This is a genomic window from Falcatimonas sp. MSJ-15, from assembly GCF_018918265.1.
Taxonomy (GTDB): Bacteria; Bacillota; Clostridia; order Lachnospirales; family Lachnospiraceae; genus Falcatimonas.
The window spans coordinates 17,582-39,794 of record NZ_JAHLQC010000022.1 but is presented as its reverse complement, the minus strand read 5'-3'; the positions used below and the strand labels follow the sequence as shown (position 1 = coordinate 39,794).

Below are 22,213 nucleotides of genomic sequence, written 5' to 3'. Positions count from 1 at the left end.
GAACCTATTTTGCAAAAACCAATTATTTGTTAAGAGATTTAAGACAATCTTCTACTAAATCTCCAACTTCTTTTTCATATTTTGCCATACCTTCTTCAACTGTCATTGAACCTGTTACAACTTCAGCTACAATATTGGCACGACATGTCCAAATATCACCACTGTTCTGAGCGATTATATCATTTGATACAGCTACGTTAGCAATAACTGAATTCTCATTAAATACTTCGGCAGATTTCTGAGAAACTTCAGGGATTGATTTAGCACCTGGATCTGAATCTACCCATGTATCGATAACGATTGTTGAATCAATGTGGTTCTTTGCGAATAACTTAGTGCTATCTTCAAGTGATGGTAACATATGGAATTCGCCTTCAGCATAATCTTTTGACTTATCGCCCCAAGTAACTGTTTCAGCTTTTGTATCCCAGTGAACACCTTTAACACCATATGTCCATAATGTCTGAACTTCGCCACCATCTAACATTGTTTCGAAGAAGTATTTGTAAACTCCTTCTGGATTCTTACACTGAGTTGTGATAGCCCAAACTGGTGACTGTCTTTCAACATATTTACCAAGTTCTTTAATAGGTTTCATAGCAACTATATCGCCATTCTTACCATTTGCTTCAAGGTTAGTTGATAAGTTGTTAGCCCATGTTCCTGCCCAGTATGTGAATACACCGAACTGATCATCATAGAATTTTGTACGACAATCTGATGTCTTATTAGTAACTGCTGTTGGATCGATAAGACCTTCTGTATATGCATCCTGAAGTCTCTGAAGAGCTTCTTTCATTGCATCTTCTGTAAATCCATCAACGTATTTACCATCTTTTTCATAGAAGTCTGGGTATGCATCCTGATAGAATTCAGGTAAGTAGTTTGTATATGGAGCTTCTTTACTGATTAAACCAGCAGCTGAAACTGCATATGTACCTTTAACTTCTTTGAATTTTCTTAACATATCAATATATTCATCATATGTTGTAGGAACTTCTGCGATTCCACAATCGTCTAACCACTGCTGTTTTACATAAGTAACACATCCGTTACCACGTGTAGCTGACATACCGAATAATCCTTTTATGTCCTCATCATCAATGTAAAGGCAGTCAACGAATCTTTCATCAACACGTCCTGAAGCTTTTAAATCTGAATTTTCCCAAGCATCTGACATATCCCAAAGCACACCCTGTTTAGCGTATGACTGATAATATGTAGCTGGAATAATTACAACGTCTGGCCACTCGCCACCTGTAATTGTCTGCTGAAGTACATCTGAATATGAAGAATGGTCTGGCTGAATAAATTGAATATCAAGACCAAGTGCAGCTTCAAGAGCTGACTCGAACTGTGCACGTCCGTTATCTTCTGTCATTACTGTACCATCACACATAACTGTGATTTTTGAAGGTTTCTCAACATCTGATTTTGCATTATCTTTGCTATCTGATGATGTTGTTCCATCTTCTTTTGTCTGTGCATCAGCTTTTGAATCTGAATTTGATGTATCTTTGCTTCCGCAAGCCATCATACTAACTGCTAATGTAGCAATTAAACTAGCTGATAAAACTTTTTTAGTTGTTTTTCTCATAAGGTAAAACCCTCCTTTAAAATGTTCCCCCTGGTACACTTCCTTTTTACACCAGCGAATTGTCTTTGTTGAATTTTGTTTCATTCGACCCTTTTAATATACCATGCTTTAGTTATTTTTAACAAGATACAATTTTTATTTTATGTGTGCATTTTTTACGAACATTGCTAGAATCCATATATTATGCGTCTTTCAGAAATTTTATTTTTTAGTAAGCGCTTACATTTTGTGGTAGCGCTTACAAATAATTCCTTTTTTTCACTTTGTGCATTTCTTAAGGTATTTTTGTCTTCCATCCCTTTAATGCTTGCGTTTTGTAGCTTTTTTTGATAGTATAATCAAGTGGTTATACATTTTTGCGTTTTATACATTTTTCACAAGGAGGAAAACAAAATTGACAATAAATCATAAAAAAATCACTCATAAAACTAACAATACTCCTAGTTTTATGTTCAGACTTGTAATGTCATATAGTGTAATATTAGTAATAATACTGATTATGGGTGTATATTTATATAGCATCGGCATAGATGATTCAAAACAGACTCAATATTCCCAAAACAAGCTTGCTCTCGAATCATGTGTTGACAATATTGACACAACTTTAAACAATATGGCTATCTTTACTTCGCAAATTGCACAAAGTTCCAACATACTGCGTTTGAGTAATATGAGCACTGACAATACCAATTTCATTATGACTGGATATAATTCCATGGAAACTCTCAGCAATCAAAGGCCTACTGAGATGCTTCTTCCTATAATGAGATATTATGTATACCTGCCCAATTCATCATATTGCCTGTCATCTTCTATTTTCTGTACCGACAGAAATTATTATCTTGACACACAAAATGCTTCTGAAAATTATATGAAAGCGTGGGCATCTATACACACTAATACTTCATTATATATGAAACTCGTTAATATATCAGAATATGTTCCTAAGGCTAACAATACATATTTGTATATGGTCCCATTATCAACATATACTTTATCTAAGAATTATAATTCAGTGGCATGTTTTCAATTCTCTGAAAACACTCTTTCTTCTTTTTTTACTCCACTGTCGCTCTATGATTCAGGTTTTGTTATAGTAACTGATGATAATGGTAATGAATTATTCTCTGTTAAAGGGAAAAATTCTTCTGATTATAATATTGATGATATTCGAAACAAGGCTGAAAAAAATTCCTATTCAGAATATTCTATCGATGATGATAATATGTTCATAACATCTGTATCTTCTGAATCTAATGGTTGGTCCTACTATCTTGTTCAGCCATATAATGCAGCTTTCAGCACACTTGTAACATATAAGAACACTTTTACTTTTATTACCGGCATTGCATTCCTTGTTGGACTTATAATCATCCTTATTTCTTCTATTAAAAATGCAAAACCAATGATTGAGTTAAACAGTGAGTTGAATGAGACAAAAAAGCAACATACTTCATTACAGACAGAGCTTGAACATCAACGTCCTATTATATTTTCTTCTTATATAGAGAGAATCATGCTTGGTAAAGTCTATTCTAGTGAGGAATTGAACTATATTGCTAACTTTCTTGGTATTGAACAGACTGATAAAAAATTTTTTGTATTATATATGAGTGTATATAACAATCCTGATGATATGTTCTCTGAAGATATCATTACAGGCGAAATAGAAGCTGATGAAACTTCTGCATTAAATGAGCGTTATGAACTTATTAAAAGCCATATTTATCAACATTTTGGTGATGATACACTCATATATATGCCTCATAATGATGCTTATGCAATTCTTTTAAGATGTAACAACGATATAAATATTGATAATTGTTATTCTGATATCGTATCGCATTTTAATGATCTTCACGAAGAATTGCTTAATGATAATTCTATCTGGATATATGGCGGTATTGGTAATCGTAATGCTGATATAAGATATACCTGGAAGTCATATCAGCAGGCAAGAGAAGCTATTCAATATACAGGTAAGGATAACATAATACAGCCTTATAGAACAATTAAGAAGAATAAGACAACCTATTATTTTCCTTTGGAACTTGCTTCACAACTTACTACTTATATTAATAATGGTAATTCTGATCAGGCTACTGAGATCTTCAGCCTTTTGTACAAGGAGAATTTTGTTGATCGTGCTCTACCTGTTCATGTTGTTAAATGGTTCTTCTCTGACCTTAGAAACGTTCTATTAAAAGCAAGATTTGCTATCAAACAGAATAATGACAATCAGAATACACTTGAAATCATTGACAGGATGTTTGAAGAACATAAGACTTTTGAACTTTTAAAAGAAATTACTAATATGCTATGCAAACTAAATGATACAAAACCTGAAGGCAACCAGCTTATATCAACAATAAAAGGTTACATTCGTGAGAATTACAAAGATGCGTCTCTATGTCTTAGTAAAATCTCTGATGAATTCAACATATCTGAAAGCTATTTTTCTTATCTGTTTAAGGCTGAAACTAATCAGAACTTTTCAGAGTATCTTGAAAACATACGAATGGAACAAGCTGTTGAACTTCTAAAAAACAGTAGTATTAATATATCTGATATATATATGGAACTTGGTTATAATAATGCTAACAGTTTTAGACGTGCATTTAAAAAAGTATATGGCATCTCACCTAAAACTATGCGTGATGCAAAATCTACTGAAATATCGCAGTAGTGACAATCAAATATTTTGTATAGACTATTATATAAGTAAGAATAACTAGATTAAAGTATATTCACTATAGCCGGTTCAAAACAGTCATACAAATAAAATGACCTCATATCTTATTAAAAAAGTATATGAGGTCATTTTTATGAATCCAATTATAAATGGTGCATGTTATATTCGTGTATCAACTGATGAACAGGCTGAATATTCACCATCTGCACAAAAACGTGCAATATTTATGTATGCTAAATCACATAACATAAATATTGCACCCTGTTATATTTTCTCTGATGAAGGTGTAAGTGGCAGAAATGCTGAAAAAAGGCCTGCTTTTCAAGCTATGATAAAATGTGCACGCTGTAAACCTTCTCCATTCAGTGTTATTCTCGTTCACAAATTCGATCGTTTCAGTCGTTCGAGAGAAGATAGTATTGTATACAAATCTCTCCTTAAACGTGAATGTGATATACGGGTAATCTCTGTAACTGAACCTGTGGAAAATGATAAATTTTCAATTATACTTGAAGCTTTTCTTGAAGCAATGGCTGAATATTATTCTGTTAATCTTGGCGAAGAAGTAAAAAAAGGGATGACTGAAAAAGCATATCGGGGTGGTTTTCAAACCCGACCACCTTATGGATATAATATAATCCAATCAGGAAGGCCACCTGTAATTAATGAAGCTGAAGCTAATGTCATCAGAATGATATTTGATATGAGAAGTTCACAAATGACTTATCGTGATATAGGTGACTTTTTATATCAAAGCAACATAAAAACTCGCAAAGGCAATCTCTTTACACGAAAAAGCATATCTTATATTCTAAAGAATCCTATATATTGTGGATACCTTACATGGAATTGTGGAGATGAAATTATTATTCGTAAATCAGATGAGATATCTCCTATAATTACATTAGAACTATTCACAAAAGTAAACCCTTGGTTTTCTACTTCTTGATTATCTTTTTACTACTCTCACAATCAATCTGTGGAAGCTTATCGCCAAGTCCAGCTTGTAATTATGATCCATTAGGATATTTTTAGTATATCTAGCTTATAAAATCACTGTGTCAAATCGTACAAATCTTAATAGTTAACTATTACAATGTCTTGGCATATTCGGTTGACCCAATGGGGCTCAAAATCTCTTGCTGATAAAGGTTATAGTGCTATTGAGATTCTTCGCTATTACTACGGCGACTCTGTATATATAAATAGTGCAGATGAGATCTCTGGAATTCCTGCTTCATGGCCTGGTTATGAACTTGATATTGGTTCTTCAGGAAGCAAGGTTGCTTTTCTTCAAGAGGAGCTTAATGCTATAAGTCATAACTATCCTGCCATTCCAACTGTCGATGTTGATGGAATATATGGTGAAAATACTGCTGATGCTGTTATGACTTTTCAAAGAATATTTAATCTTCCTCAGACAGGAGTCACTGATTACAGCACATGGTATAAAATATCTCAAATCTATGTTGGTGTTACTCAAATTGCTGAACTTGTCTGATTTTACTCATTTAACAAGTTAGATAGCTTACTAAAGATATCATGCCATGATACTCCATTAATCATATCAGCGCTTATTGACATTGCGCCTTCCATAGAAAGCTTATTAACCTGTCCCTCTTTTTTTGTATAAGTATATTCAAGCTCATAACTATACTTGTCAACATATACAGTAATATCACACTCTGAAAATGATCTGTCTGATGAAGTGTCGATTATATCTAATCTACATTCTTTATCAAATATTGTATATGGCACAGACATTCCAACCAATCCTAATTCTCTGTCAATATACAATTCTATATCATACTGTTCATTTTTCAGAGTGTAGATATCAACTGTCACCTTCTTATTGTTAATCTCTATCTGTCTGCTATCGCCACATGACACTTCTAATGTCTTTATACTGTCTATAAATTGTTCATAGTACTGCTTATAATACTCACTCCGATTAAATATCATGTCTAACAGACTATCATTATCATTAGATATACCAACATTATAATTTGCAAGAATACTTTTTAACGTACTATCGTCAATAGCATACAATCCACCAAGTCTCTTACCTGTATCTGCAATCAGATTTTCTCCATCTATGTATGTCTCAATGTTAATAAAATTAACGCCCATGATTCCACCATGTATATCAATCGATGCTTCCTTTTTGCTATAATCTATTATAGAATCAATAGAACCTGTAAATCGTGTCGAAATCTTACTTATTGCCGGATTATCTGTATCTTTCATCTCAAAATAAAACTTTTTATCAAAAATCTTGTCTGTATCTGTTTCATATACTTTTGATATGTTCTTAAATGATTTTATCACAGATAGTTCCACATAGTACTTTGGCGATACTGTTCTTAATATTAAAGCTCTGTTAAGATACAAAATCGCAACAAGCAACACTATACTTGCTATTACTATCGCTACTTTCTTTCCTAATCTAACTTTTCCTATCTTTTTTTGCATTTTGTTTTGCTTCGACATGTTTATCTACACTCTCCTGATTTATTCTATCTTCTATTTTGCTTTGACACTTTTATCTATGCACTCTTTTATTTTTCTGTAATTCTCTCATACTTTGTAAAAGTATAACATAGATCAAAATATGTCTGCTCATCACTTTCTTCAGTTATCTTCCATTCACTATCTCTATCAAGATTAGGCATATGTCTGTCTGCAAAATACTCAAAATCTATCTTTGTAATGTGTGCTACATCACAATATGGCAAAAACTGCTCATATATACTTGCACCACCAACCACATACACATCTTCGCTTCTATACTTTTTAACTTCGTTAAGCACTTCTTCAACACTATTAAGAACCAAAGCATCTTTTACTTGCAATTCTCTATCTTCTGACAATATTATATTCTTCCTGTTCTCTAGTGGGCGTTTTCCTGGAAATGTTGCTAATGTCTTTCTTCCAAGTATAATTACTTTTCCTTCTGTCTCTTGTCTAAAAAGCTTCATATCATTAGGAATACTTACAAGAAGATGTCCATCCCTCCCAATTGCCCAATTATTATCAACTGCTGCTATTATATTCATTTTTAAACTTCCTCCACATTATACTTTACTATATTCATGCTTTCTAACTGTTTAGTTAAGAGTATAGTATACTTTTAGCTTTTTTACAATTTTTTATTTTTCTTTCAACTGTTACAGTTTATGCTATCTTTTTCATTTCTTCTCTTTCACGCCTTCTTTTTCATTTATTCACTTTAATATCCCATTATGTCCTTTTGCATCCTTTATTTCATCTATCTAATATTTACATTTTCTGGCATATATATTATTATTAAAGAAACTCTATTAACAAAAATAGGATAAACACATTTGTTAGTCACTATTTTATCACTACTACAATAACCATTATAAGAATAAAGGAGATTATTATGAAGACTTTACGCAGTTTTTTTAACTGTATACTTACACTCATTGTTGCATTTGCCCTATGTACTGACATACTCTTTCTTGGTCTTTCTATAGGAATACTTAACGAGAAAAAAATCTATAAAGCCATGGACGCATGTCATATCTATGATATTGTATATGATGATTTTTTTGAAAATACCAATACTGATAGTAATGGACCAAATCTCAAAGATGTTGTTGATAAAGATACCGTAAAAAACATTTTAAACAATGTTGTTCATTATATCTATACATCAGAATTAAATGAAACGGATCTTTCTGACAGTATTAACGTATTCGTTGATGCATATTCGCAGACTGTATCTGACTCTTTTTCAACTTATCTTAATGACTATTTTGATGCATTAAAAAAGAAGAATTATAATTTTAATTCTGATATTGTACTCAATACCAGCGAGGAAGACTTTTGTATAAATACACTTGGTCTTAATCTTAACGAATACATAAGCAATATCTATTCGGCATGTGGCAACGATTCTAAGATATTTGCATCTATTGCTGATGATACTAAGAAGCAGCTTCTAGATACAGCTAAGTCTAGCATTGATTCTGAAGTGAATAAAGCAAAAATTGAACTCAACGAACAATTATCAGACAGTTCACTTAATAATCTTAATCAATCAGATGAATTAGTAGGCATATCTACTGCTTTTAAATGGTTAAAACACAATATGCTATTTTTGCGTATATCAGCCACAATCAGCATGGTATTTTGTATCCTGATTATGTATCTTATGTATTCTCAGGGCGAAAAATACAAACTTTTTTCCAAGATTGGAATTGCATTACTATTAAATATATCATTCTATAGTCTGTTTTTATATGCTTCTAAGATAGTTGTCAATTCTTCTCAAAATAACGAAGCTGATTATATCTATGATTTTTTAAATGCCATATATAATCTTTTCGCCGGGCCATTTATATTCCTTACAATATGTTGCGGACTTATAATGATATTCTGTTACATTATGTGGGCTATCTGTAGAAAAATAAACCGTAAAGTAACCTATTAATCAAACACAAATTTAAAACCACAAACTAAAATATAAAATTAAACATAAACTAAATCGAGTAGGAGGCGGTGACTAACCGCCGTCCTCTCACAGCACCGTACGTACCGTTCGGTATACGGCGCTTTCAATAGTTGACGTGCACAGACTGATAAATAGTGGCTAAATCATAAAAGCCACTATTTATCAGTCTTTCTTTTGTCATTGCCATGTTTACTGCAATTGTATGTGTTGCGAACCAATATCCACGTCGGGTATTACCCGCTTGCATTGCCAAGTCTTCGGGTACTCCCATCTTGATAAGGTTACGTACCTTCGTCCTTGGTTTCTTCCACTGTTTCCATATACTCATACGTATTCTGTGATAGAGCCATCCGTTGATGTTGCAGATGTCATCTATGTTGTTCTTCATACTTGCAATTTCGTAGTAGTTAAGCCATCCCCTCGCATACACCTTGATTTGCCAAAAGAATAGTGCTTCGTTATGTCCAGTTACAATTCGTCCCTTAATTTTTTTCTCATTCGAAAGCCCGAGATTATCTTCAAGAAATTTTCTTATTCTATACTCACTCCAAACACAATCTCCATACTCATCCTCTGCCAAACGTTCTTCTCTACTTTCAGCAATTCCCGTAGCTATATTCTCCATAAAATAGTCCATATCTAAATCAAGAATCTTCATTTGACTCTCCTGTCTAAGTAACATCCACTTTCAAATCCACACTGTTTCCAAAAGAATTCACTTTCTTCTCCCGATGGTTCCAAATGCACTTCTCCACAATAGTCTTTCAAGAAATAAGCAATTATTTTTTTACCAAGCCCTCTTTTTCGATATGTTTTAAAAACCTCGAATAATGCAATCATCATTTTTTCTTTACTCTCATTTAAAAAGTAATAATTAATTAATGCCATCATTCTTCCGTTTTCACCTCCCGTAGTATCGCATTCTCCAAAATGTCTAATTATACCAACTCATGAATCTCTTCCTGTAACTTTTCAAGAAACATAAGAATCTCTTCAAATTCTGGTATATTTCCATATATCATATTCTTCATTGCCTGATAGTCCTCCTGCAAAGCATTAAGTACCGTTTTCCTTGGCAGAAGTTCAATACTACTCAAGGTTGCCGTTTCATAATGAGCGCCCTTTGCATAATAAAACTTTTGCTTAAAAGCAACATCTTTTTCCAGCAATTCTTTTCTTCTAAATGCACTTTCTTTTACCCATGAATTACCAAGATTATACACATCATATAAATGCCTTGCATATCTGGCAGGTAATGTTTTTCTTTCCGGAAAATTTGCAATTTTATGTAATATGGTAAGTTTTTCCCAAAATGTCCTCTCAACATCAACAGTCAGAACTGTTGTCTCTTTTTGCGAAAATATATCCGGATATTTTTCGGCTGCAAATGGAGTTACTATTGTCTCATGAGATGGCATCCATTCTGCCAATGGACCAATTTCTAATCTTACGCAGGAACGCAAATACTCTGCTTCAAATATTTGTGGATAATAAAAATTGACCACCATCTCATCTTCTGTATCAACTGAAATCCATTCTCCATCCCCAAGTTTTTCTTTCATTTCTACATTCAACTGGGGAATCAACTCCTCTTTATAAAATTTAGCTGCTTCTGAATTGATTTGTTTGTTAAATAAATCCTGCTTGGTTTTTGACCTTTCTTCCCAAGGATTTACCTCGTCATTAATGATTTTTCTCCAATCCAAAATCAAATCTATATCCTCGGAAAATCTTTCGATAACATGGTACGATTTAGATAAACTTGTACCACCCTTGAAAACAAATGCATTTTTATACTTACACTCGTGAAACAGATGATCCAGCATAAAACACACCCAAAAATCTTTCTCTATTACATTGGGCTGCATTCCCATCGAAATTGCAGTAGCCTGAAACAACTCTGTTCTATCCTTTATCTGTAACTTAGCAACTTCTTTCATTATTCAGCACACACCTTTCTGATTACTGCATATATCCATTCACTTACACCTGTTGCTTCCTCTAACATCTTTTTCTTCTCTTCTTCAGGCAATCTATTTCTCAAACTCACGATAATACCATCATCAATCCGCTCTTTCCCCAAAGTCTTTAAAGCCTCAACGACCAAAGTAGTTGTCTCAGACATAAATGATATCTCTCTGTTTGCACGATGTTTAAAAGATAGTGTAATATTATCCCATGAAAATTTTCTATAAGGTCCATCACTGATATAGGACCAGACAACCGGAACCTGTGTGGATAACCCCAGCTTATTTAATGCGACATCTCCGCATGGAGCAATGGTCCAACGAAAACTTCTGGCAATGGCATATGCTATCGCATCGGGATTTGCAGGAATATACTCTTTAAGCAACTTACTATATGCTGGTTTTTCATACACCCCATCTATAATTCTTCGTATATTCTTTTCTTCAACTTGTCTTCCCAAACATTTTCTTACAGTTGTTGTTGTCGCAATATCCGTAAAATCTGATGTAAGAAAAACCGTTCCTGGTTCAGCTAATTCTATTCTCTTCTTTACTTCCGTATAAATGCCACTTGCCATAAAATCACGCTCCTTTTTTTGTCACGATTATTATATAATTTTCGTGACATTTTTTCAACTGATTTTTCATAAAACACATTATTAACATCTTGATTTTTACTATTGACAGCTAATTGTAATGCTCTGATATAACTGTTCAATCATATCATAGTTTTCATGATTACCCTGTATCCACAATGTTGTATACTTCTTCTCAGCAAAATTCTTGCAATTATAGATAAACGTTTTATCCTTTGCCCAGCAAAGCCCCCCGATAATATTTTCAGTTCCAATAGCGTTCAATCATTCTTTCCATATTTGCACGTCCAACAGGATTAGCTGTATGGATTCTAATTGGATAGAATATTTCTCTTTCTGCTAAGTAATCGAGGATTTTTATCGCATCACCACCGTACAATACCTCAATCTCACCACCAGCAGCCTCAATTTCTTCTATTAAGTTAATTGTCTCTTCAACAGACTTAGTGCCTTCATATCCTGAAGGCACTGGTCTAATGTCATCAACCCATATTTTTATTTTCATACCTGAATATAAGTTCATCTCAAAACCTCTTATGCCAATGCAAGTTCTTGTCTACTCTTTACAAAATAGTAGATTGTTGTAATAGGAAAAATTACAAATTCAAAAACAAGAATTGCAGCTAAAATCATCGTTCCAATTGAAGCCTTAATTGCATTCCATGTAAATGCAAGAGCCCAAAAAACAGAGTCACCTTCTGATAATGATAATGCCATTCCAGAAAATACAGCTGCTCCCACTGTATATGCTAATGCTGATACCTTGTTACCAGACTTTGTAAATGCTGCAATAAGAGCACTTACCATCCATGAACCGAATAACCAGATTACCACACTTTCAGCTATATTTGCATCAGCGATCCCAACATAAGCTCCGAATACTGCAAAGATTACATTAACAATAATCAACTGAATCTTTCTAACCTTCCATGCATGTGCGTAAAACATAATCCTTTTCCTCCGATATCCTTTTTCATTTATTGGCAATTGTTATTGCCTTTTTGATGAATTAATAATAACTCGAATAAGGTAATTGCTTTTCAGGAGAAGTTTACATCATGTAATATAAAAACGGGCAGACTTGCAGCCTGCCCATGCTATTAAACCGATTTTGTATAATTACATCCCGGAAATCCTGTACATCCTAAAAATCGTCCAAATTTTCCATTTCTCTCAACTAATGGCTTCCCACATTTAGGACAAACTTGACTATCGGTATTCTCCTGTTTTGAATTGCTATCTTTGGTCGATGCATTGGTAATTGATTCTTTATCTTGGCTCGAAAACACACTAAAGTCTAATAACTCTTTTTCTACAGTGATCCCTAGCATTTCATCAATGTCTTTTTCCAAGATAATTTCCTTTATATATTCTCTGGCTACTCTGACTGGTTTACACATCCATACATTTTTATCACCGATCATATAAAAACGAAACTTTGCTCTTGTTGCTGCCACATTCACTATGTTTTTGTTTACCCAATTAGCGGCACCAGTCGAATTGCTGTCGCATCCTAACAAGAATATAACTTCATCTGTTCCCTGACCTTGAAAAGTATGTACAGTACCTACATTGTTACCGTCTAACCACTTCTTTACCCTTGGTTCTTGTCTATATAGAGATGATTTACGAATCATATCAATCATTCCTGCCTTTACAGATGTAAAAGGAGTAATAATGAATAACTTTGGAATATCTCCTGAGTCCTTTTTAAACTTCGCCTCTAAAAGCTTAATTACTATTTCTCCCTGTGCTTTTACAAAATGATCTTTTGTCCCAGAATTTTCGCTTCCGTTTACATCAATCCAACAGCTCTTATCAAGAATAAAGCTCTTAACACGTTCTTCTTTTGGTGCACCTGTTTGATACTTCATGGTACAATCATAAGAAAGTTTATTTGATATTGTATACATCGGGTCTATACACCTTCTATGCACTAGCAAAGGACAACCTACCCATTCTCTCTCTTCATCTTCTCCCAGATAAGTTCCATAAGGATTAATGTAATCAGCAAATCCTTGTACAGATATTTTCTTGTCTTTATAACTAGCTAATAGCTTTGAGGACATTAATTGCTTAATCATATCCGCCTCAGCTGTAACAACAGGCTCTATCTGTTTAGGATCTCCAACAATAACAGCTTTTCTGCATCTAAACATAGCTCCTACTGCCATTTGTGGTTGAGCTTGACCTGACTCATCTACAATCAATGTGCCTAAAACACCACTTTTTGCAATATCGCCTAAAAATGTCTGTGCAGATGCAAAGGTAGTAGAAATGACTGGCGTAAGCAAAAATATACTCTGAAGCATATATGGCATTGCAGACTTACGGTCTGCAGATTTCATACGTTCACCACAATCGTCAAACATATTCCACGCTATCATTAAATTAATGATATTCTGTCGCATACATTTTGAAGATATTACAAACTCCTTATGGAGCTTACATGCATATAAGAATAATTTTTCTCTTTCCCTATTGTATTCTGCAGTAAACCAAGGATTAGTAACCTGTGCCTTCGTTGACTGTTCTATATCAAGCGAAACATACTTCCTCATGAATTCAATATCTATTGGTGTCATTTTCTTCTCACCATGCGAATATTGTGCTAATTTAGTCTGATATTCTTGCAAACGTATTACACTACTTTTTTTCGATTCAATATCGTTTAACTCACTTTTCAAAGAACAAATAATTTCTTTCTTCTCTTTAATTAGAGCATCTCTAATAGATGTATCCTTTCGTTTCGCAAACAACCCCTTTGGTCTACTCTCTTCTAATTCCATGAGTTCTCTTTGCTCTAATTTAATCTTTTCAGAAAGATCTTGCATTTTTCCGTCAATATCATATATATACTGTGATAGTTGTTCTGTTGTAACATCCTGCAAATCTGAAGGAATCGTTTTTGATAACGCGCATATTTCTTCTAATTCTTTGCGCATTCTCTCCACCAAAGCATATTGCTGCAAGAATTGCTTTCTAACTTCTACAAATTTCACTTTGTGGTGTTCTCGGATATCGTTTGATTTATACTCTTCGACATAAGGCTTAAGTACAGCATTACAATATTTTCTTATATTCGATCGTTTTCCAAATGGTGCAGACACTAGTCCCCAACAGTCAGTTGTTTCAAGGAGTTTATTTGCATAGCGTGTAAAGTAAATATCCTTTTCTTCTCTACTTTTCCCGTACATTGTTATAGTTTCAATATCATCAGTTTGCTCTATGTCAAAAAGATTCTGAACCTCTTGCAATCCAATTCTCACATCTTCATCATCAGAAGAAGATGATTCTAAGCTCTCTAAAATATCCTTTCCCTTTGGAAGATCTATTGTTATGTTCTCTACTGCCGCATTGTTGCATGAAGCGACTAACATACTATAATTATTAATTCCGTCCTTCTTTATAGAATAGTACGCTGGAGCAAATTGATAATATGATTTTCCATACGCCTCCAATGGTCCTTGCGCAAAAGCATGTCTCTCAAAAAGTATATCTGGATCAGTTCCATTTTCAGCCAATAATCTTGCTCGTTCAACGATGTTGCTAGCCACAATCTCTTTTAGCAACGTAGTCTTACCAGTTCCAGGAGGACCATTTACAGAGAAAATTGGAGTATCGTCATTCTGTTGAATCGCAATGTTTACAGCCACTTGCTGCATAAGTGCTGGCATGAATTTAGCTGGCCACTTTCCCATTGGCGCCTTTGATACATTAAGGATATTTTCAAAGAAGACTCGCATACTCTCCATTTGTTCGTTAGGTGAAATAATTGTACGCGACAACACTTCCATTCCTTTTGTTTTCTCATACCCGGACAAAATATATTCAATTACCTTTGCTTCATATACACTTTTATCACCAAATGAGTCCGTACTGATTAGATTTGATAACTGCATAATATCATTCAGAAAAAAACTTTTTCCCAAATCAGAATAATCCGCTGGTTCCTCGTCATTATCCCTAGCTTCTTCATTTAAGTAACGATTATATTCCAGAAAGCCTAGCTTATCCCGCGTTACATCAGAAAATACAGACTTAATATATTCCTTGTATATTTTTTCATAAATCGATGATAAAAACTGCGAAACATTTTGATCTTGCAATTTTTCATTAATGTCTGAAAGAATCATGTCATATTCTTCTTTATCCAAATAGAAATCATGATTCTTCTGAGCCTTAGACTTTTCCCATACAGAAATAGCCCATAAAATAGGAGAAAGCTGGAATGAATCTTGAATATATCCCCCTTCTGTATCTGTTTTAAAAGAACACCAAGCTATAGCACTTTTCTTTGGGTATGCAAATTCTGGAGACTCTTCTCTTTTGTCGATATACTTTTCAAGATATTCAACAATTGTATTTCGTTCAATTCTTCCAATACAATAATAAAGTTCTCCTCCTATAGATTGATAATTTAAATACCTCTCTTGATCTTGCTCTAATTGCTTTTCCACACTGAGATAAGGTGAACCCAAATCAATAAATATCTCAATCTTATCCTCACTGGTCTCCTCACCTCTATCAATTTTTTCCATTATCTTCTTATTCTCTGAACTTTGTTCTGGAATATCTGTTTGACCAAGAAATTCTATCATCTTCCAATAATCCAAAATTTCAAGAACCTGATTTTTCTTTACTTTATCCATCTATCATCACTCCATATAAATATAAAAAAGAATTTAAATTGTAGCTTCTTTATATACTATATATTATTGATTCTTATTACATCTTATATCATGTATTGCAACCTATTAATGCTCTTTTGATTCTATGCAATACCGACTTTACTTATATCTGCTCATAGATCTCTACTGGCACATAAGCTTTTACTTCTATACCAGCTTCTGTATACTCTTCACTTAAAAGCTGACCATACTTTCTAATAAGTTGTATCTTACCAGCTTTATCATACGGATATACTCTCTCAATATATATCTTCTGATTACGAAGTATCTCTTCGACCTGGTTCATAAGTTCATTAACACCATCACCATTCTTTGCCGAGATCTGTAATGTCTTTTCTGCTTTAAAATCTCTCAATATAGGTGTCTCTTCAAGCTTATCAAGCTTATTAAATGCAGTTATTATAGGTTTATCTTCAACGCCTAATTTCTCTAATGTCTCATATACTATATGCATCTGAGTATCCATCTGTGGATTAGATGAATCTACAACATGAATTATAAGATCACTAAACTTAGCTTCTTCAAGTGTACTTCTAAAAGCATCAATAAGATGATGTGGAAGCTTTCTTATAAAACCAACTGTATCTGTAATAAGTATCTTTTGACCACTTTCAAGTGTAAGATTGCGTGTTGTAGGATCAAGAGTTGCAAAAAGTTTATCTTCTTCAAGAACACCTGCATCTGTCAGTCTGTTAAGAAGTGTTGACTTACCTGCATTAGTATAACCTACTATACATACAACAGGTGTCGGATTCTTACTTCTCTGGCTTCTAAGTACTTCTCTATGCTGCTTAACATCAGCTAATTCTCTGTTAAGCTGTGCAATACGATCTTTTATAAGTCGTCTGTCCATCTCAAGTTTCTTCTCACCTGGTCCTCTTGTTCCAATACCACCGCCAAGTCTTGAAAGAGAACTTCTAAGACCGATAAGTCTTGCTGAACGATATTTTAGCTGAGCAAGCTCAACTTGTATCTTACCTTCACTTGTTGATGCATGTTTTGCAAAAATATCAAGAATAATCAATGTTCTGTCAACAACTTTCATATCAAGAGAATCTTCAAGATTCTTAAGCTGTGCCGGTGAAAGTTCATCATCACATACAATTCCTGTTGCACCAGTCTGCATTGCCAACTCTTTTATCTCTTCTATTTTACCTGTTCCAACATAGAATCCTGGATGTATAGACTCTCTATTCTGTATAATAATTCCAACTGTCTTAGCACCTGCAGTCTTAACAAGTTCACGAAGTTCATCTATTGATTCCTCAGTATCATCATTCTCATTAAGGCATACTCCAACAAGAATAACTTTTTCCTCTACTTCCTTTGTTTCATATATCTCTGCCATCTGTTATCCTTTCACTTATCTATTTGCCAGATAAGAATTCCAACTCATGTTTTGCGACTTCATTATCAGGATATTTGTTAAGCACATCGTTGAATTTTATCGCCGCCATCGAAAAATCCTGCTTATATTCATAAGCAACTGCCATATTTATAAGAAGAGTCTCATCATCTTCATAATCTGTAAGTCCCTGCTCAAAACATGAAATTGCTTTATCATAATTAGCCTGTCTAAAATAACACTGTCCAAGTGCATTATATGCTTCTGCACTCTTTCCATTTTCTGAAGCTATAACTTCCAAAAGTGCAGGCTCTGCTTTTTGATATTCGGCTTTTTGCATATATACAACACCAAGAAGATATGATGCTTCTATACTTCCGGCTTCTCTTGCCTGAGTAAGTTCTGTAACACACTTATCCATGTCATTAAGAATATAATAAGTCTTACCTTTGTTATAATATCCTTTGGCATCATCTGCATTAATTGATAAAGTACCTTTTATCATCTGTATCGACTCATCTTCATATCCTGCATCTTTAAGTGCACAATATATTCCATAATAAGTATCATAATCATTCTTATCAAGATCAATTACACTTTTAAAATCTTCCATTGCTTTTGTAATATCGCCTTTTGCAAGATAAGTCTTACCACGTTCAAAATATTCATTCTTCTGCTTATATCCGACTTCAATAAGTATACCATAAGTCTTAATAGCATCATCATACTTGCCAAGCATACATTCAGCCTTCGCTCTGTAATTAAGTGCGTCCTTTTCAAGATCTGTAACTTTACCATCTGCATATTCAAGTACAAGAGCGATCTCCCCAACTACTTTATCATAATTGCCTGTATTAAGATATGCTATTGCAAGACCTTTGTGTGCTGTTGATGACTTCTTATCAGCCGCAACAGCTTTATTAAAATATTCAAGTGCTTTCTCATTGTCATTAAGTGCTATGCTTGTCATACCAAGATTAACATAATCATTGGCACTATCAGCACCCTCATTAACAGCTTCAAGAAACTTCTTCTGTGCTTCTTCATACTGCCCATTATTATAATATTCTATTCCACTATTAGAACTCTGATATGCTTTATAGCTGCATCCACTCATAAATGATGCCACAAGAGTTACTACAATTAATGTAAATATATTTCTTAACTTCATAATCATTCTCCTCTTTTAATGCTCTATACTCTAAGTATAATCTACAATGCCTTCCAAACCAAATTCTATTATACAGATTAAAATATTATGTTGCAAGCAGTTTAACTACAAAAACTTACTAATATTAAAGTTCCAATATTAAAGCTCTGTAAAAACATTTAACATTTTTGTAATATTTAATATTGACAAAAGCGAAAAAACTCAATACATTGTATTATATGAATTTTTAATTATATACACGGAGGTCTTTTCATGAAATCAGAACAAAAGCATCTCCTTCTCTTTGGCATAAGTATTATAATCACTATGTCAATGGTAGGAATTGCAGAAATACTTAACAAAGGAGAATTAATTTTCCCAGAAATTGCAGCTTTATGTGCAGGTGCAATCATCGCTCCGGGGAAAACCTGGAATTCAGATAAATATACATCTTGGGGATTAATGTGTTTTTCCTCATTAATCGGTATAATAATCGTAAGATATGCACATTTTCCACTTACCATACAATGCATTGTTACATTTGCATTAATTGTAGCTTTACTACTTATAACAGGAAGTGAATTCTATCCTGCTATATCAGCCGGAGTACTTCCAGTACTTACACATACTGGTTCTTTATACTATTTTGCTTCTGTATGTGTATTTTCACTGCTTGTTTTTGCATGTGAATTCATATTACAAAAATATAATCTAAAAGAACAGTATACAATTGAGAAGAAGCCTTTAACTCGTGAAAAACTTATAAGATTTGCATGTCTTATCATATTCTATGCAATCTTTGCATGTTTTGCACTTGCTTATGATGAAATCTTTCTTATCATCCCACCACTTATTGTTGCTTTTGTTGAGATGTCAAACAAAGATGGGAAAGCTTCTAAAAAAGCTTTTGATATATGGCTCATTCTGTCTATTGCAGGTGGACTCGGATTTTTACTTAACTTTATGATTAATTCACTTGGCTGGTCACACTTTGCATGTACACTTATTGTCGTACTTGTCATGTATATAATCATGTATGCATCAAAGCTTATATTCCCACCTGCAGGTGCTATATGCCTTCTGCCATATATTCTTCCTGCAAAGAATATATATCGCTATCCTCTTGAAGTAATGATAGGTGGTGCTATATTCATTATCGCAGCCAAATTAATAAGCAAATATACAGACAAACTTAACAATAAAGAATCTGCTACTATTGATAATACTGTAGATCAGATATAAAATGCATTACTAGTTATTCATTTTATATTGTTATCTTTATCTGAAGTAGTTACAAATCATAATAGGACAAATATTTTGGCATGCTTAAAAAAGATACATATAATATCTTATTTGGTAAATAAAAAGACGTATAGTTATAATAACATTTAGCTACACGTCTTTTTACATATCGTATTACCAATTATATAGTTTAGAATAAACTGCTTTATTTAAGTTTGAATTTATGAATCATTCCATTTAATTCTTCTGATACAACTTTTTGTTCTTTAGCTGTTCTGTCTACATTCTTGGCATGTTCACTTACCTCTTCAACATTATTTATAATATTGCTACTCTCATCTGCTGCATGTGATGATGACTCTGCAATAAGCTGAATAGCCTGTGATACCTGAACTGTTGTATGTTCAATCTCCTGAGTCATCTTATTAAGATACTCAACAATCTCTCCCATACTCTCAGCATCTTTACCATACTGTTTAGCTGTATTCACAAATTCATTATAATCAGGCGTTACTTTAGTTCCAATAAAGTTAAGAATCTCACTTGAATCTTTTGAAAGATTATTAACAGCTGACTGAACCTTCTCAACAAGATCTTTGATATGCGCTACTGTATCTGCTGTCTGACCTGCAAGTGAACCAATCTCATTAGCAACAACTGCAAATCCTTTACCATGTTCACCAGCTCTCGCAGCTTCAATAGATGCATTTAAAGATAATAGATTAATCTGACTTGCTATATCAGATATAGCTTCTGCCATAACACCAATCTCATTAACAACAGCTGAATCTTCAATACTTGTCTTAAGTCTCTTCTCATACTGTGAAGACAAATCCATTGCCTGCTTAAATGATTCATTACTATCTTTTTCAATACCAGTTGCTCTTGCTTTAATATCTTTAACAAGCTCATCGCCATCTTTTGACTTTTCTGCAAGAAGATTAACTGAAGAATTAACATCTTCAACTGAAGCAGTAAGCTCCTGTGTTGTAGCTGAATTATCAAGCATCTTCTCACTTATATTCTTAATAGAATCTTCAATATGATTAAATTCAATAATAAGATTATCAACTGCAACTTTTAATTTCTCACAGTTCGTACCAACAACATCTGAACCTTCTGAGATTGATGATATTATATTCTTGTTATCAACAAGCATTGTATTAAGAGCATCCGTCATCTTGCCAATCTCATCTTTACTATTATTCACAAGCGGCTCAACTGTAAAATCACCTGTTGCAATCTGGCTTGCGAATCCGCTTACCTTATTAATATTCTTAGTAATATATCTTATCTGTACAAATATTACAGCACAACATATAAGTACAAATATTATAATAACAGTCATTGAGCTTGCAAGTAATGTTCTTACAGGTGCATTGACTTCATCTGCACTAATTTTTATACCAAGAATCCAATTTAATTTATCTATCTTCTGATAATAAAAATCATAATTACCATCTGCTGTATCAAGACTTGCAACACCGCTGCCTGTTGCTAAAATCTCAGCACCTTTCGTCTCATAATCTGAAGAAGATGCTGCACTTTCAAATCCTGAGCCTTCATCCTCTGCTATCTGAATTGAGATTATCTTATCAGAATCAGCATTAGTAAGATATGTACCGGTTCCATCGATAAGCATAGCTTTTCCTGTCTCACCAACAGTGAATTCTGATATCATATCTGATACTGCTGTCATCTGCACATCTGTATTAATAGCTCCATAGAAATTACCCTTATTATCATATATAGGAACAACAATTGACATCATAACAACGCCAAGAACTTCATCTTTGTAAGCTGGCAGATATATAGGCTTTTTACCGGATTTGGCATCTGTATACCAGTATATATCCGTATATTCAAAATCTTCAACAACCATATTAGATATTCCACTATCATCCTTATATACATAAGTATTAATGAGATCATTACTATTATCCATAGTTCCTGGTTCAGTAAATATACCTATTGCAGTAATAAGATCGCTTTCCTCAACTTTTTCAGCCAAAAACTCATTATAATCCTTAATATCACTTACTTTTTTATGTGTACTTGCAAATGAATCAGCTATATCCTGCGTTATAGTCGTAACTGTATCAATGTTAGCCACAATCTGACTAATATCACTATCAAGTGCTATCTGCATTGTCTCTTCAATCTGAGAATTAAGTGCTCTCTTTGCCTGGCTATAATTGAGTAATACTACGCCAAGCAGTGAGAGAATAACTATCGGTAGAATTACTACATACATTTGCGTTCCAATTTTCTTAAACATATCATTCATTCCTTTCATCACTATTATTTTTCCATATACAACCAATTTCCTGTTTCTTTTGACAAAATACTCTTTTATACTATTTTCTGTCCTATCGTTCTCACTTTCTTGTCGCAATATTGCCAGAGAATTTTATACCTTTTTATCGTGTATTTCTAAGCAAAATCTTTATAGTTTC

At 33.5% G+C, this 22,213-nt stretch carries 17 protein-coding genes and 1 pseudogene; 5 read left to right on the top strand and 13 right to left on the bottom strand.

Annotated features, from left to right (window positions below):
- Positions 1 to 22: 22 nt before the first annotated feature.
- Positions 23 to 1,597: an extracellular solute-binding protein gene (locus KQI85_RS14520; RefSeq protein WP_216576785.1), complete on the bottom strand. Its 1,575-nt coding sequence runs from the start codon at positions 1,595 to 1,597 to the stop codon at positions 23 to 25.
- 394 nt (positions 1,598 to 1,991) lie between these two features.
- Here KQI85_RS14520 and KQI85_RS14515 point away from each other — a divergent pair, with 394 nt between their 5' ends.
- From KQI85_RS14515 to KQI85_RS14505, 3 genes and pseudogenes are all read left to right on the top strand, one after another.
- Positions 1,992 to 4,283: a helix-turn-helix domain-containing protein gene (locus KQI85_RS14515; RefSeq protein ID WP_216576784.1), complete on the top strand. Its 2,292-nt coding sequence runs from the start codon at positions 1,992 to 1,994 to the stop codon at positions 4,281 to 4,283.
- Between the two features lie 139 nt (positions 4,284 to 4,422).
- A complete protein-coding gene (locus KQI85_RS14510) occupies positions 4,423 to 5,238 on the top strand; it encodes a recombinase family protein (RefSeq protein WP_216576783.1) in 816 nt (271 codons plus the stop codon).
- A 165-nt stretch (positions 5,239 to 5,403) separates the two neighbouring features.
- Positions 5,404 to 5,790: pseudogene (locus KQI85_RS14505) on the top strand (peptidoglycan-binding protein); the annotation flags it as partial.
- A gap of 2 nt (positions 5,791 to 5,792) precedes the next feature.
- Here KQI85_RS14505 and KQI85_RS14500 read toward each other — a convergent pair.
- Together KQI85_RS14500 and KQI85_RS14495 are read right to left on the bottom strand one after the other, a co-directional pair.
- Positions 5,793 to 6,779, bottom strand: a complete 987-nt coding sequence (locus KQI85_RS14500) for a hypothetical protein (protein WP_216576781.1) — start codon at positions 6,777 to 6,779, stop codon at positions 5,793 to 5,795.
- 68 nt (positions 6,780 to 6,847) lie between these two features.
- Positions 6,848 to 7,345, bottom strand: coding sequence for a dihydrofolate reductase (locus KQI85_RS14495; RefSeq protein ID WP_216576780.1), 498 nt, complete (start codon positions 7,343 to 7,345; stop codon positions 6,848 to 6,850).
- 347 nt (positions 7,346 to 7,692) lie between these two features.
- On the opposite strand from KQI85_RS14495, the gene KQI85_RS14490 reads away from it, so the two are divergent.
- A complete protein-coding gene (locus tag KQI85_RS14490; RefSeq protein ID WP_216576779.1) occupies positions 7,693 to 8,745 on the top strand; it encodes a hypothetical protein in 1,053 nt (350 codons plus the stop codon).
- Positions 8,746 to 8,869: 124 nt separating this feature from the next.
- Here the strand turns inward: KQI85_RS14490 and KQI85_RS14485 are convergent, their stop codons facing one another.
- From KQI85_RS14485 to KQI85_RS14445, 9 genes are all read right to left on the bottom strand, one after another.
- On the bottom strand, positions 8,870 to 9,424 hold the full coding sequence (locus KQI85_RS14485; protein WP_253293915.1) for a group II intron maturase-specific domain-containing protein: 555 nt from the start codon (positions 9,422 to 9,424) through the stop codon (positions 8,870 to 8,872).
- On the bottom strand, positions 9,421 to 9,657 hold the full coding sequence (locus KQI85_RS14480; RefSeq protein WP_216576778.1) for a hypothetical protein: 237 nt from the start codon (positions 9,655 to 9,657) through the stop codon (positions 9,421 to 9,423). The genes KQI85_RS14485 and KQI85_RS14480 overlap by 4 nt, the downstream gene beginning before the upstream one ends.
- Before the next feature lie 47 nt (positions 9,658 to 9,704).
- On the bottom strand, positions 9,705 to 10,706 hold the full coding sequence (locus tag KQI85_RS14475; RefSeq protein ID WP_216576777.1) for a nucleotidyl transferase AbiEii/AbiGii toxin family protein: 1,002 nt from the start codon (positions 10,704 to 10,706) through the stop codon (positions 9,705 to 9,707).
- Positions 10,706 to 11,311 carry a DUF6088 family protein gene (locus tag KQI85_RS14470; protein ID WP_216576776.1) on the bottom strand — a complete coding sequence of 202 codons (606 nt, stop codon included), beginning with the start codon at positions 11,309 to 11,311 and terminating at the stop codon, positions 10,706 to 10,708. The genes KQI85_RS14475 and KQI85_RS14470 overlap by 1 nt, the downstream gene beginning before the upstream one ends.
- A 262-nt stretch (positions 11,312 to 11,573) precedes the next feature.
- Positions 11,574 to 11,852, bottom strand: a complete 279-nt coding sequence (locus KQI85_RS14465; RefSeq protein WP_216576775.1) for a cyclic-phosphate processing receiver domain-containing protein — start codon at positions 11,850 to 11,852, stop codon at positions 11,574 to 11,576.
- An 11-nt stretch (positions 11,853 to 11,863) separates the two neighbouring features.
- Positions 11,864 to 12,277 (bottom strand): hypothetical protein, encoded by a 414-nt coding sequence (locus KQI85_RS14460; RefSeq protein ID WP_216576774.1) that lies wholly within the window; start codon positions 12,275 to 12,277, stop codon positions 11,864 to 11,866.
- A gap of 152 nt (positions 12,278 to 12,429) precedes the next feature.
- A complete protein-coding gene (locus tag KQI85_RS14455; protein ID WP_216576773.1) occupies positions 12,430 to 15,981 on the bottom strand; it encodes an AAA domain-containing protein in 3,552 nt (1,183 codons plus the stop codon).
- A gap of 142 nt (positions 15,982 to 16,123) precedes the next feature.
- Positions 16,124 to 17,368 carry a GTPase HflX gene (gene hflX, locus KQI85_RS14450; protein ID WP_216576772.1) on the bottom strand — a complete coding sequence of 415 codons (1,245 nt, stop codon included), beginning with the start codon at positions 17,366 to 17,368 and terminating at the stop codon, positions 16,124 to 16,126.
- A gap of 19 nt (positions 17,369 to 17,387) precedes the next feature.
- Entirely contained in the window at positions 17,388 to 18,536 is a 1,149-nt protein-coding gene (locus KQI85_RS14445; RefSeq protein WP_216576771.1) for a lipopolysaccharide assembly protein LapB, read from the bottom strand.
- 252 nt (positions 18,537 to 18,788) lie between these two features.
- Between KQI85_RS14445 and KQI85_RS14440 the strand changes: the two genes are divergently transcribed.
- Positions 18,789 to 19,757 carry a hypothetical protein gene (locus KQI85_RS14440; RefSeq protein WP_216576770.1) on the top strand — a complete coding sequence of 323 codons (969 nt, stop codon included), beginning with the start codon at positions 18,789 to 18,791 and terminating at the stop codon, positions 19,755 to 19,757.
- A gap of 205 nt (positions 19,758 to 19,962) precedes the next feature.
- On the opposite strand, the gene KQI85_RS14435 is transcribed toward KQI85_RS14440, so the two are convergent.
- A complete protein-coding gene (locus KQI85_RS14435) occupies positions 19,963 to 22,035 on the bottom strand; it encodes a methyl-accepting chemotaxis protein (RefSeq protein ID WP_216576769.1) in 2,073 nt (690 codons plus the stop codon).
- Positions 22,036 to 22,213: the final 178 nt, after the last annotated feature.

Coding starts and splice junctions, on each gene's coding strand:
- KQI85_RS14520 (WP_216576785.1), bottom strand. CDS start 1,597: ATGAGAAAAACAACTAAAAAAGTTTTATCAGCTAGTTTAATTGCTACA.
- KQI85_RS14510 (WP_216576783.1), top strand. CDS start 4,423: ATGAATCCAATTATAAATGGTGCATGTTATATTCGTGTATCAACTGAT.
- KQI85_RS14500 (WP_216576781.1), bottom strand. CDS start 6,779: ATGTCGAAGCAAAACAAAATGCAAAAAAAGATAGGAAAAGTTAGATTA.
- KQI85_RS14495 (WP_216576780.1), bottom strand. CDS start 7,345: ATGAATATAATAGCAGCAGTTGATAATAATTGGGCAATTGGGAGGGAT.
- KQI85_RS14490 (WP_216576779.1), top strand. CDS start 7,693: ATGAAGACTTTACGCAGTTTTTTTAACTGTATACTTACACTCATTGTT.
- KQI85_RS14485 (WP_253293915.1), bottom strand. CDS start 9,424: ATGAAGATTCTTGATTTAGATATGGACTATTTTATGGAGAATATAGCT.
- KQI85_RS14480 (WP_216576778.1), bottom strand. CDS start 9,657: ATGATGGCATTAATTAATTATTACTTTTTAAATGAGAGTAAAGAAAAA.
- KQI85_RS14475 (WP_216576777.1), bottom strand. CDS start 10,706: ATGAAAGAAGTTGCTAAGTTACAGATAAAGGATAGAACAGAGTTGTTT.
- KQI85_RS14470 (WP_216576776.1), bottom strand. CDS start 11,311: ATGGCAAGTGGCATTTATACGGAAGTAAAGAAGAGAATAGAATTAGCT.
- KQI85_RS14465 (WP_216576775.1), bottom strand. CDS start 11,852: ATGAACTTATATTCAGGTATGAAAATAAAAATATGGGTTGATGACATT.
- KQI85_RS14460 (WP_216576774.1), bottom strand. CDS start 12,277: ATGTTTTACGCACATGCATGGAAGGTTAGAAAGATTCAGTTGATTATT.
- KQI85_RS14455 (WP_216576773.1), bottom strand. CDS start 15,981: ATGGATAAAGTAAAGAAAAATCAGGTTCTTGAAATTTTGGATTATTGG.
- hflX (WP_216576772.1), bottom strand. CDS start 17,368: ATGGCAGAGATATATGAAACAAAGGAAGTAGAGGAAAAAGTTATTCTT.
- KQI85_RS14445 (WP_216576771.1), bottom strand. CDS start 18,536: ATGAAGTTAAGAAATATATTTACATTAATTGTAGTAACTCTTGTGGCA.
- KQI85_RS14440 (WP_216576770.1), top strand. CDS start 18,789: ATGAAATCAGAACAAAAGCATCTCCTTCTCTTTGGCATAAGTATTATA.
- KQI85_RS14435 (WP_216576769.1), bottom strand. CDS start 22,035: ATGTTTAAGAAAATTGGAACGCAAATGTATGTAGTAATTCTACCGATA.